Consider the following 13473-nt stretch of genomic DNA (forward strand, 5'->3'; position numbering starts at 1 on the left):
TATTTTGGAAAATCCGGCATTCATGCCTTTTAATTCCGGTATGCGATGAAAAAGCGATGAGTTTATTTTTTTCCTAAAAAAACAAGAAAAAGTCATACATAATAAGGTCATTTATTGGTGAGTGCAAAATTGATCTTATTTTTTGTATTGAGAGTTTTTAGAGGTTCCCTATAGATTATATCCTTAGATTTATACCAAACTTAGAAAGATTTCAGCTTCATAGAAAAATTCACTAAAACCGAAATTTTTTAAAAGTTAGATTAACTGAACAGGAAAAATAATTTCTCTTCTTTTTTTAATGTAATCCCAAGTGATCCTATGAAATCTCTGGATAACTTCAAAATCAATAGATAGTAAGCATGTTAAAAATTCCTCTAATTCAGAAGTAGCAGAAATAAGTTGTATTTTCCCTAAATCTTCAGCAGTAGTAGAAAATAGTTTTTCCACATTGTCATGTAAGAAATAAAAAACGATTTTTTTAGTATCATAATCGTAATCTATGCGTGTGATATGCACATTACTTTTGTTTAAAGACGGCATTTCCGCTCCAAGTATTCATAAATTCAGATTCAGTCATTTTATAACTAGTTCCCCCTTTCCGGTAATTGTCAACATAGTTATCACCCCCATTAACAACATTGACAGAGAGGGAGGTTCCCTTTATATGAGAATAAAACCAGAAGACCCCAATGGCCTTCCAGCATTATTTTAAAATAAACATTATTCAACTTCTCTGATATAATATTTCTCCGAGCCATACCAATATATAGTTTTGTATTTTTCTGATATAAGTTTCTTATCGTTCTTATAATAATCCATTATTTCTTCAGGAGACCAACTACGTCCACATGAAAAGAGAGCTTCTTCTTTAATTAATAATTTAATTATTTTTATTTTTTCTTCTTCTGTATCTACTGATAGTTTCATAAAATTCGCAAAAGGATCTATATAATATCTATCATCATCCTTGTAGTATTCTCTGATTTCATCATTCATTATAGAAAAACCTAGTAACTTCATCTTGTTAACTAGCATATCTCCATTTTTTGTAACCATAATCTTTAAAGTATTAGTTGATATATTTTCAACAATAATTGAGTTTTCTGGAAATCTACTCATTGTACATTTACCTTTAACGTAACTTGGGTTAAAGTAAGAATAGTGTTATAATCAGTTCAATAGCTCCTCAATAAATTAAAAAAGATCTCAGTTCTATAAACTTTTTATTAAGTCATGCTTAGAACTTTTATTGAACCTGAGATCTTTTAAATATTTAACTAATCAGCTGAACAGGAAAACTAATTTCTCTACCCTTGGCATAATCCCAACTTAGTCTAGCCAATATTCCAGTTATTCTTGATTGAAAAGGCATTACAGACATTAACCAATTATCAAAATTTCCTATACATTTAATACTTTCTGCAACCTCTAAATAAATAACGAGTTTTGCTTGAAAATATTTAACTTTTCCATCCACATCAAAACAATATGTAATTATATCAGAATCTTTATCATGATGTATCCAAGACAAATTAATAGATTTGTATTCTATTTTAGATATTTTTAATTTTTCTTTACATTTAGAAGGCTCAATTCTATTTTTAACTAAAGATAACTCTGTCCATTCTACATATCCATTAGGGTATACCCATACTGCAGTTGCAGGACACTCATCACCATTAAACCAATCAGGTATTTCATAGGGTTCTTCTGAAGTTAAGTTTGGTAAAAGGTTTTCTATTATATTTTGTGGTTGATCCCAGAATGGATAATGATATCTAGGCGTTGGTAAAGTTTTCCTAAACAAATCTATTTGTTCTTCTATAGTACCTTCTAGGAGTTTCCCTTTTTTACCAAGATTAAGATGTCCATCTTTCATTAATCTTTCTAGTAACCAGAAAAAAATTTCTTTTCTATGCTCGAAAGTGAAAGAAGGAGGAATCTCAATAGAGGTTGGATAAGGTCTTGAATATCTAAATAATGTTTCAAGAGAATTACCCTCAGACAACATAATAATTTGCTCATATTCATTTTCGGATACTATATAATTATTATGAGGAAATAACTGAATTGGAAAAATAACTTTTTTACCTCTAACATACCTATAGGTTATTTCAATTAACTCACTAGATTTATAAGGTAATCTAGATAATTCATAACCCTCTAAATCGTTTAAAATTTCAATACTTACTCCACCATGAAGTTTTGCCTGAAAATATTTTCTAATTCCATCTATATCAAAATAATAAGTAACTACATTTGTATTTTTGTTATAATTCATTGATACCAAAGTAATATTCGTAATATTTAACATTGTAAAACCTTTTAAATTTTTAGATAATTATCTTTGTTTCGAAATCCACTTTATTAAGTGGCTTTTTATAAACTTATATACTATGAATTACTTTTGTCTAAAGACAGCATTTCCGCTCCAAGTATTCATAAATTCAGATTCAGTCATTTTATACCTAGTTCCCCCTTTCCAAGGGTCTTTTATTAAAACATGTCCTGTTTTAGCATCAACACCGGCAACAACTACAAAATGACCAATTTTACTACCTTGATCCCACATTATAGCACTCCAAGAACCCAGTTTATTTAAATTATCAAAGTGTTCCCATCCTACAAAACCACCTTTCCAGCCAGTATCATATTTATTAAGATCTCTAGCTAACTCTTCAGGACTTTTCAATCCTCCACCTAGTTTTGTTTGAGAGACAGGAATTTTTCTATCTTGAAGTAACATTTCACCACAAGCCCCCCCGCATCCTGTTGGAGTTTTTTGTCCTACAACATCAGGGTCTACTATTTCATCTAATACGTTCCAATTTCCACCAGCACCACCTTTTGGTGTAACAGGTTTAATAGTTATTTTGTTAAGAATTCCCTCTCCACGTACCACCCCTAAAGGGACTTTAGCTCCGATCAAAAATCCAGCAACATTCTCTAAAGATTTTTGATCACCTTGAGCTGCTTTTGCTACTATTATTTTAATACCTTCCCATGCATAACCATTTCTAATAGAATCAAATGCATTTGCAACAGCTTGATCTTTTTTAGCTAAATCACTTCTTGCCCTATCACAGTAATTACTTCCAGTTGCACAAGTTACTAAGGCTGCTGCAGCATCAAATGTAGTATCTAGTCCAGCCGCTGCTAAATCACCTGTTTCATATAAGAAAATCAATACGCCGTTCACCATTGAAGATGCGATATTCTCGCCCATTTTTTCGCGAACTAATGCTTTTATATATTCTGCATCTGCTTCAAGTGCCTTTCTAGCTTTATCTCCAGATAATGAATTAAATTCAATAGCTAACTCACCAGCATGAGCTCCACTATGAACACCTTCTGCAGTGCCTGAAACAAGCCCCCCTGCAATACCTCCAACTATTTTAGTTTTAATTAAACCGCTAGTAGTATCTTTGTAAAAATTATCCCCCAAAGATAAAACTGCAACTTCGGCAGCTAGTGCTCCAGCCGCAGCAGCTTTAGGATCATTACCTCCAATTTCGGCAGCTAACGCCGAAATTGCAGCATGACTAAATAATTTTCCAGGTATTCCTAAAGCTGGAGTATTTTCTGCAACTAAATTAGCGCCTTCTGCATGTAACTGATCAGCAGTAGTAGATAATAATGCAGTTTTAAAATTATCTTTAAAACTCCCCCCACTAATTGCTGTATTCAAACTTGATTTAATTAAAGTTTGTCCCGCAACTCGTTGAGCAGTTTTAATCCAATCAGTTTTAGTTAATAACGGCAATTTAGCTTTATCGGCGCCTCCAACAGCCTTAGTCCAGCCCATCGCAGAGTCAAAGCCAGCTAACGCACCTCCGATCGCCATTGAAGTTATTACTGATTTAACTGTATCGCTATTACCTAAGTCTTTAAAAACTTTAGAGAGGTTACCCTCGTTTTCTACTACTGAAACTGCTGCTTTACTGGCTACAGCTGCCATACCAGCAGTTACAGCTCCTTGAGTTACTACTCCACCACCTACACTTGAAGTTACTGCTGGAGCTGCGTAACCAGCTGTTACTGCTGCGGCAACTATTGCAATGACTGCACCCACCACTGGATTTAAATGTTTATTAGTTTCATTCCACTCAGTATACGCATCTTGTACTTTGTTCCATTGAACATCACTACGTTTATTAATATCTTTGATCCAAGACATGCCCGGTTCAGTACTTAATAAAGTAACAGCATCTTGTAAAGTCTGATCATTTTTCGCTTTAATGTCGGATGTAATACCTTGAGCTGCATTAACTGTAAGTGTTCCTCCTACACTAACTTGAGGCAAAATCCATTTATTTTCTTGATAACCTTGATCGTTTTGTTTAATAAAAAAACCTTTAGACAATGTAATAGTTTGTCTGAATTTATTAGCTTCCACAGCTTTAAAATTAACTTTTCCTTGTAAACTCGTTAAATTAGTATTTTTACCAGCTTCGATTTTACTGGCTTCAAAAGTACTATCATCTCTACTCAAGATATTGATATAACCTGTAGGGGCTAAGAATTCAGTAACTACTGGAGTTGTAGTTCTGTTAATTTTTTTAATTTCTTTTTTCTTTCCCCACCAGTTTCGTTTTGTGGATGTTGATTCATAATATATAGTTTCATCTAAAGCTTGAGCATATAAATACCCACCTTTAGCGGCTATATCCATAGTTCCAGAAACCATAGATCCTTTTAATGAGTTATTTGAAACATCTTTCTTTAATCCTTCAACAGCTAGCTCAGTAGCTTTAAATAAAATACTCCCTTCAGAATTTATTGTTAATAAGCCTTTAGCTCCTAAAGTTGTTCCTTTATGAGTTACGTGCTCATAATTATCACTTTTCATAGAATACTTTCTATTAAGGGCTGCATCAAATTTAATATTACTTCCTGAAGTTATAGTAAGATTTCTTCCAGATATTAAATTATCGCCTTGGGTTGAAATATCCCCATTAGCTACTAAAGTAAGATCTTTATCACTTTTAATGAAAGTTATTAAATTAGCATCAAGAAAATAATCTGAATTTGGATCACCTCTACCATAATCTTTAGATATTGATACTAAAGGACCTCCGGCTAATAGTGATGTACTTCCTTTAGAATTAATTTGAGCTGCTTGCAATATAATAGGCCCGCCAGAATTTATCGCTACATTTCCAGAATTAATAAATGTAGTTAAATCTTCTACTCTACCCCAGTCAAAAGCATATCTTTGATTAAACTTCTTCAGACCTATTGCAATACCTTTTCCAGCAGCTAAATTAATACTATTGGTTGCATCTACTGTTACTAAATTAGTATTACCTCCACAATTGGTTGCCAATCCTCCTAAACAATTTATCTGAACTCCAGCCAAAATTAAATTTCCGCCAGCAGTCATTGAAAGATTTTTAGCAAGAATTGGGCTTCTAAGCTCAAAAGGCTCTTCAAGAATTTGTTTTGAAAGTTGTTCATGAGCTGGACTCATAATATAATTTTTGAGTTCTTTATCATTATTTTCGATAGTAATATCTTCATTTGCAGAAAATGCCATATTTTCTGTTTTACCGACAAGTCGAGTATTTTCAAAAGTAATATTTTTTCCAGCTGAAACAATTAAATCTTGTAAAGTACCAATAAAACTAGCTATCGCATAAGGTAAATCAGTATAAGTTTTAACTATAGAATCTTCATCACTAATACCATAAACTTTAACATTTCCATCTTTGCCAATTAAATTAGCAGATTTTGCATATAGCTTAAGCCTTCTAAGATCGATGTTATTACCTGCTATAAGAGATACTTCGTTTTCTGCCCTTAATTCACTTTTTATTGCATTTATATCATTATTTGCAATAAATTTAAGGTCATTATTAGCTTTTATCGCTCCATGGAAATTGATTTCATCAGATTTTAATATAACATTTTTACCTTCAACAGAAATCGAATCATCATTAATATGATTCATTCTATATGCATATTGATCATCTGTTCTAAAATAGGCATCATTAAACTGTTTAGTGTTTATATTAACTAATTTATTAAAATCTATGACCAAGTTATTTTGAGCTTTTATCTGAGGCGTTATTTTTACATAAGGGTTAGGTTTATGATATAAACCACTAATATAGGAATGATTTAACTCTTGCCCGGTAATAATTAAATCTTTTTTAGAGGTAATATTGCTAGTACTATTTAATATATCGGCGTAAATATATGAATTACCCCATGATTGAAGTCCTTCTCTAGAAAACTCCAAATCAATACCTTTATCTTTAGCAAGAGTATTATCATATTTCGTTAATCTGTCAAATTTGGATATAACTTTATTTTCTAAATATTTAGTTCTAACTATAAGATCTCCCTTATTGGTAGTAATTTTAGCCCCTATATTTTGAACTAAATCGGATTTATCTCCCCTAACATTTTTTTGAATCCATATATTATCTCCAGCTGAAATTGAAGGAGAACTACTGAAATCATTAAAATTTTGTTCATTTCCATTTATAATAACATTTCCTAATAATCTTATATTATTTCCAGATACTAGTTTAATATTATTTTCAATTTTATTTTTACTTGCTAAAGTAATATCACCTCCAGCACTTACTAATTCAACTCTAGGAGAAATATTTTCATTATCTTTAGCCATTCTTTTATCTATAGAACCTATAATAATATTATTAGCCCCTATATTTAAATCTGTTTTAGCTAAAATATTTCTGCTCTTAAGTTTGTCACTATTAAATTCACTAATGAGATTTACATCACCATTAACATTTATAGTAATGTCTCCTCGGATACTTCGCAAATCACTTAAGTTAACACCAACTCCGCTTTCAGTAGATAGAATATTAATTCTATCAGCATACATACCACCTAGAGCTTTAGTATCAATTGCTAATCTTGGAGAGTTTCCTTCACCCTTAATATTACCAACTAGTGTACCTTTTTGGTAATTTATTTGATTAGCACCTTGAATTATGGTGAGATTAGTCGGTTTTGCTTGAATTATTCCGTTTACTTCTAAAGCTCTACTAATAATATCAATAGAATCCAGTTCGCCTAAACTACCATCCAAGCCCTCACCATTGATATTAATTTTCCCTTTAGTTACTTTTAAAGTATCTAAGAATCCCTCATTATTTAAACTAGGTTTACCGGTAGTTAAAGTTGCATTAGATATATTAAAAAAACCACAGCCATCACAAGTAATTCCATTAGGATTAGCTACCATAACAGTGGCTTTATCACCAGCTATTTCTAATATACCTTTAAGTTGAGATTGGTTTCCACTGGTTACTTCATTTATAATTAATTTTGCAGTTTTATCTGAAAAATTAGGATTTTTATCTAAATCACCTATTATTTCTGAAGTTACTTGTTCCAATGAATTGTTTAATACCAACCCTTGCTCTTCAATATTAAAATCTTTATAACTATTGTAAGAGACACCAACATTGTTAGGTTTAGCTATATTAATAACTGGTACATCGTCAAGTATATCAACTTGAGTTTGAGAATTATCGGGAACTACTGGATTTGCGAAAGCTGAATTGAGGGGATATATACCTGTTAAGTATATAAGAAAATAACATGTTATCTTTATAAATTGATTGGGATTATCATATTTTTTCATAATTCCTTCCATTATAGTATCTTATAATCTCAATTTTTAAGATAAATAACCTTTAAAAATTGAGAAACGTAAATAATAACTCGTACATCTTTAATAGTTTCTTACAATTAAATTTGGTTACTTATATAAATGAATACTTTATTATTAAATTGCTTAATTATTTCGTTTTAATAACTTAATTTTTTATAAGTGAAACCCACTTAAAAAATAAGTGAGTTTCGTTAATCTACACTTAAATAGTAATTCTACAGCCCTACTTCAATCCAGCCATTATCCTCTGTCCATTTATGTTTTATACCTTTATGAATATATTGAGAGGCTTCTATAATTTTAGGCATGTCACTTCTAAAAAGCCCCTTAATATTTACAAAATTACTGTCAATAGCTTGTATAATAAGTTGATTTTTACCATCTAAATCATTTAAGTTAACACCAGATCCTTTTTCAGTAATTTTTATCATAATTCTATTAGCATATATACCACCGAGATCGCTAGTATCTATTGAAAATTGAGGTTTGGCTCCTTCTCCTTCAATTGCAGTATATGTAAGTTTTTTCATATCTGCCAAAAGTCCTCCAGCATTAATACCTATATAATCTGCTTCGATATCACCTTGTACTTTAAAAGTTCTACCAAACATATTAAGATATTCAACGTTAGTACTATCTAAGCCTTTCTCACCAATAGTAATTTCACCTTTGGTTACTTTTAATGCAATTGGATTTCTCCTTCTATCAAAATCAATAATTCCGGTACTAAGATTAGCTTCATGTATATTGTTAAAACTAAGTCCATTAATCATAATACCATTAGGGTTAGCTATCATAACGGAGGCTGGAATACCTGCTACCTCTAATTTTCCTAAAAGTTGAGATTGATTTCCACCAACGATCTCATTGATAATCAAACCCGCAGGTAATGTTCTAAAGTTAGGATTCTTATCTAGTTGTCCTACTAATTCAGAAGCTACTTGTTCCATTGCATTATTTAGTACCAGACCTTGTTCTCCAATGTTAAACTCTTTATAAACATTACGCGATACTCTTGAGAGATTAGGGGCAGCTATATTAACTACTGGTACATTATTAATATTTTGGACTTGTGTTTTAGAATCGTTAGGAATTACTGGATTTGCAAAAGCTGAATTTGCAGTTACTAAAGATATAAAAGAACTTAGTATAGCTAATTTAAATTTGATAGTCATATGTCTATTTTCCTTATAAAATTAGAAATTAATTGAAGTAGACCAATATATAACTAAATTATCTGGTTTAAGATATTTAGGATAAATTAAAGGTTTTCCAATTGTAATTGAGTGATTACTTATATTATTGTTTAAAGTTAATCCTAACGAAGTTCCTGTTAAGTTACCTCCTTCCGAAGATTTAGCTATCTCTTCTTTAAGCCAGCCAGTATCTAACGAACCATTTAAAGACAGTTCACCTAATTTTGGAATTGTTACTAATTTCCAATTAAGTTCATTTCTCCAATAACCTCCTGAATTCCCTGTAATATATTGTTCTTTAAATCCTCTAACTGAATACAAACCTCCTATAGATAATCTTTCACTAGAATAAAGATTCTTTAAACTATATTGTCCATAAGCAGAAGTAAAGTAATAAATATCCTTAGCTAAAGGCTTGTAATAACTTAAACTACCACTAAATTTATGAAATTTGCTTTTAGGTGTATTTTTGAAATTATCATCTTTAGTAGCCCCTAATGTAGATAATCCTTTCGTTATTGCAGGATTAAATCTAAAATAACCTCCTAATAAAGTTGAACTGTAATTAAGACCCATGTATAGAGTATTTAAGGTTGCTCCACTAGATAGTTTAAAATCCCCTAGAATATTTTCGGTTTCACGGGATGTAAAACTCATATTTAAACCTAATTTTTGTTTTCCATCCCTATATAAAGTTCTATTTGCTGATATAGAATGTGACTGTCCTTTACCTATATAGCGTAACTCTCCAAAATAACCTATAGGAATATCCTGATATGATTCATTTTTTGAATACTGATAATTGAATAACCAATAACCATAAGGAATGCTTACTCCCGAAGAAATATACCAAGTTCTATGATTACCTCTAAAATCAAGATCCTTACTACCATAAAATGTCCAAGAATCAGCTAAATATAATACATTATCTAGCTGTAAAGAAATATTAATCTGATCTCTACCTTTACTTTTTTGTCCACTATTATCTAAACCTAAATCTAAACCTATAGGTAATTCAGATGAAATTTTTTCTAATACAATATCAGAATATCCTGCTTTATTAGAAGGTCTGATATCGATTTTAACTTGATAAGAATGCAATCGATTTAATTGTTCTAATCCTTGTTCAATATCTCTCAGATTAAGTATTTTTTCTTTCATATTAGGAAAAGCCATCTTTAAGGCTAGCGACTCTTCATTATTAATAATTATTTTATCAATCTTACCTTCAATAACCGTAATAATAAGGTTACCTTTATATATATCAGATACATCTTGTTGCCTTAAAAAGGCTCTTGACGTAATGTAACCTTTTTCCATATAAAAAGTAGATATCTCATCAAGTAAAGAATAAATATCTTCAGATGTCATACATTTTGAGATATTTTGTTTTATTAGTGCTTCTTGATTTGATTTTGGAAAATATTGAGCATTGTTAATAGAGATATTAGTAATTATTTGACAAAGTATATTATCTTTTAAAGAAGATGACTCTTTTGATTTAGGTGCTTCAAGATTCGAACCAAAATCTTGTTGTTTTTGGGATTCTTCTAATATTTCTTTTTGTTTTTGTTTGAGAACTTCTTGATCTATTGGACTGATATTAGGCAAATTATCAGACGAGGCTATGAGTTTAGGAGAAGTTATTAAAGTCAAATAAAGAAAAATTTTTAGAGTTTTTTTAATAAACATCATATAGAAATAAATCCTTTTTTGAATTTTAAAACAAACTTAAATAGAGTTGAGTAAATCATACAAAAGTGAAAATTATTTTTTAAAAAGGATAAGAGAAATTAAAATAAAAGAATAATTATAGAAAACCCACTTGAATTCAAGTGGGTTTTCTTTTTAAAAAAAACTTAGTTATTAATTAAGCGTAACCCATAGAGGTTCATAATAATATAGTACCATAGGGATTCATAATAACTAAGAAAGGAGGAAGTCCATTACCGGTTTGCAGTTTTGCATTATCTGTCTTAATAACAGGAGCCGTTACCATAAGAGTATTACCACTTTTAATAGTACCTGAAAAATTTACCGGGCCGGCAGCTGTTACATAAAGATCTCCCGTACTTACTAAATTACCTAGATTAATACCAAATCCATTTTCAGAAGATTTTATGCTAATTGTATCGGCATACATGCCACCTAGAGCTTTAGTGTCAATTGCATATTGCGGTTTATTGTAATCTTTTTCATTACCACCAATAACTACAGCTAAATTTTTAGCTTTAATTTTGCCATTTAGCTCAAGAAATCTACTTACAAGAGCAACCCCATTTACACCACTAGTAGCATCTAATCCCTTTTCGCCAATAGTTATTTTACCACCAGCTACATTAGCACTATGTAATGCACCATCTGGCCTTAGAGAAATTTTGCCAGTATTTAAATTTACATTATCCAAATTAATAAAACCAGCTCCATTAAGCATAATACCATTTGGGTTAGATATTACTACATTAGCTTTATTACCAACTAATTCTAATTTCCCTAAAAATTGAGATTGATTACCGCCAACAACTTCATTAACGATAATTTTAGCAGCACTATTTAAATTATTATTTTTATCTAATTGGCCTGCTAATTGAGAATTCACTCCACTTAAAGAGTTATTTAAAATTGTTCCTTGAGAACCTACATTAAACTCTTTGTAAGCATTATAAGAAACTCCGGCACCATTGGGGTTAGCAATGTTAATAACAGGTATATTATTAACATTTTGAATTTGAGTATTAGCATTATCTGGGATTATTGGATTTGCAAAAGCTGCATTTATGCTTGCAAAAGAGATTAAACAACCTAAGATTGTTTTTGCAAAAATTTTAGTTTTTTTCATAACTTAATTACCTTTTTTTAAATGATATTTTACTATCCAAATGGACATTATTTCAGTTATTGTAGAACTACAGATACATTTCATAATTAACTATGTTACTAATATCATCATTAAATAATTAGGCGGGTTCGCATAATAAATGCTATATGCTTAATCTGGAGGTAAACATGCTTACACTCCCTTATTGTATTTATTTGATGATGTTTAATTTAGAAATGCTACCGCCCTCAGTTTTATTTCTCTGCTTTAATAAATTAATACATTAAGTTGGATAACATATTAATTCTTATCACACACGACTTACTAAATGTATAACAAATGGTCTAATTTGAGATCTGTAACAGAAATAGTGTTAAAATTAACTCTTTAATGTTATATATCCTAGTTATTAAAAATAAATAATATAACGAGGTGAAAAAAATACACTTATTAACTATCACCAGAAATATAATAAGATCAGTATCACCTGATAGCTATAGGATTTAAAATAGAAACATAATTAGGTGGAAATAATATCAAATACAGATCAGTTGTATTCAGGGCACGGATAGTAATGAAATGGACAGTGCGCGGGGCAAAGCTGTACTGATCTTGTGGGTGAAAGTCCCACCGTAGAAAGGACAAGCCAGACCACTACGTAGCGAGTCTTGCGTTTCTAGCGGTAACAAAGGAGACGAAGCGTAGACAACGAAACATTCGAGTCGAAACCAAAGGGTGAACGTGATAGCGCCGAAATTCATTTAATCGTGTGTGCCGATAGTTTGTCCAACTAGTAGGCAGTAGCTTCTGAATGGTCATACTGGCAAATATCCATTCAAGGACACACACCGGAGCCGCGGGCGTCGGCGAGTTTGTAAAGAATAGTGCAAAACCCAGGAGATCCTGACACTTCTCAATGGAGTGAGTATTTCGAGCACAAGTGCCAAATACAAGGCCTGAGAAATGAGTATCAGTAAGTCGGAGTCAGCCATAGTAGCGTCGAAGCGAGTAATGACTGCGGAGCAAAGGGCTGGCAGACAGATCGAACGTAAGAGGGGCAGGTTCAGAGAAATTATTGCGGACAATTTCCTGCTTGATTGCCAACTTTGTTCCACTAGGAATCACGGCTGCATGAGATAAGGCAATATTTCCTAAAAAGATCATAATTGAGCAAGATAATATTTTTATGGTTTTATTCATTATTTTTTTAGTTATGTTGGTTTGCGTTTTTATTCTTCATTATTGTAATTAATTCTTATTCGATAATTTCCAACATTATTATTTATCACTCCACTGTTATCAGAGCCTGTGTAGACAGGCTCTGATTATTTATTTTTTAATTTTCAATAACATAAAGATCTTTTGTGAAATATTCTCCCCTTGTGTTAGCATGAAAGCCACCAACATAAGGTTTAACCATATTATGATTAACATAAAAATAGATAGGAATAATAGGCAAATCTTTTGTTAATATATCAGATGCCTTCTGATAAAAATCTTTATCATTAGTTTCAGACACTTTTTCTAATAACTGATCAAATTCATCATTTGTATATAGAGATGTATTTTTTACTTGCTTAGATGAAAATAACGATAAGAACGTCATCGGGCTATCATAATCCGCAACCCATGCCCGCCGGATAACATCAAATTTCCCTTGGTGCATATTATCTAACATGACCTTCCATTCCTGATTCTGCAAAATAGCATTTACACCAAGATTTTTTTTCCACATTGAGCTAACCGCAATGGCAATTTTTTTATGTCCTTCCTGCGTGTTATAAAGCAGATTAAAAGTAAGTGGGTTA

The 13473-nt window shown here is 31.2% G+C and carries 8 protein-coding genes; all 8 read right to left on the reverse strand.

Going from position 1 to position 13473, the window contains the following annotated elements; translation table 11 throughout:
• Positions 1 to 255: 255 nt before the first annotated feature.
• Positions 256 to 540 (reverse strand): hypothetical protein, encoded by a 285-nt coding sequence (locus Xmir_RS21020; RefSeq protein WP_099115963.1) that lies wholly within the window; start codon positions 538 to 540, stop codon positions 256 to 258.
• A 180-nt stretch (positions 541 to 720) separates the two neighbouring features.
• Entirely contained in the window at positions 721 to 1119 is a 399-nt protein-coding gene (locus tag Xmir_RS21025; protein WP_099115964.1) for a hypothetical protein, read from the reverse strand.
• 154 nt (positions 1120 to 1273) lie between these two features.
• A complete protein-coding gene (locus Xmir_RS21030; protein WP_099115965.1) occupies positions 1274 to 2314 on the reverse strand; it encodes a DUF596 domain-containing protein in 1041 nt (346 codons plus the stop codon).
• An 87-nt stretch (positions 2315 to 2401) separates the two neighbouring features.
• Entirely contained in the window at positions 2402 to 7621 is a 5220-nt protein-coding gene (locus Xmir_RS21035; protein ID WP_167386035.1) for a two-partner secretion domain-containing protein, read from the reverse strand.
• A gap of 245 nt (positions 7622 to 7866) precedes the next feature.
• Entirely contained in the window at positions 7867 to 8826 is a 960-nt protein-coding gene (locus Xmir_RS21040) for a filamentous hemagglutinin N-terminal domain-containing protein (protein WP_099115967.1), read from the reverse strand.
• Between the two features lie 21 nt (positions 8827 to 8847).
• On the reverse strand, positions 8848 to 10542 hold the full coding sequence (locus Xmir_RS21045; RefSeq protein WP_099115968.1) for a ShlB/FhaC/HecB family hemolysin secretion/activation protein: 1695 nt from the start codon (positions 10540 to 10542) through the stop codon (positions 8848 to 8850).
• Between the two features lie 196 nt (positions 10543 to 10738).
• Complete coding sequence (locus Xmir_RS21050; RefSeq protein ID WP_099115969.1) at positions 10739 to 11686, reverse strand: filamentous hemagglutinin N-terminal domain-containing protein; 948 nt, start codon at positions 11684 to 11686, stop codon at positions 10739 to 10741.
• Positions 11687 to 13001: 1315 nt separating this feature from the next.
• The coding region (locus Xmir_RS21065; protein WP_244171006.1) for an ABC transporter substrate-binding protein at positions 13002 to 13473 on the reverse strand (472 nt) is incomplete at its 5' end.

It is taken from the genome of Xenorhabdus miraniensis (assembly GCF_002632615.1).

What these genes read in the sequence shown, in the direction of transcription:
- Xmir_RS21030 (WP_099115965.1), bottom strand. Translation starts at nt 2,314, where the DNA reads ATGTTAAATATTACGAATATTACTTTGGTATCAATGAATTATAACAAA.
- Xmir_RS21045 (WP_099115968.1), bottom strand. Translation starts at nt 10,542, where the DNA reads ATGATGTTTATTAAAAAAACTCTAAAAATTTTTCTTTATTTGACTTTA.
- Xmir_RS21040 (WP_099115967.1), bottom strand. Translation starts at nt 8,826, where the DNA reads ATGACTATCAAATTTAAATTAGCTATACTAAGTTCTTTTATATCTTTA.
- Xmir_RS21035 (WP_167386035.1), bottom strand. Translation starts at nt 7,621, where the DNA reads ATGAAAAAATATGATAATCCCAATCAATTTATAAAGATAACATGTTAT.
- Xmir_RS21050 (WP_099115969.1), bottom strand. Translation starts at nt 11,686, where the DNA reads ATGAAAAAAACTAAAATTTTTGCAAAAACAATCTTAGGTTGTTTAATC.
- Xmir_RS21020 (WP_099115963.1), bottom strand. Translation starts at nt 540, where the DNA reads ATGCCGTCTTTAAACAAAAGTAATGTGCATATCACACGCATAGATTAC.
- Xmir_RS21025 (WP_099115964.1), bottom strand. Translation starts at nt 1,119, where the DNA reads ATGAGTAGATTTCCAGAAAACTCAATTATTGTTGAAAATATATCAACT.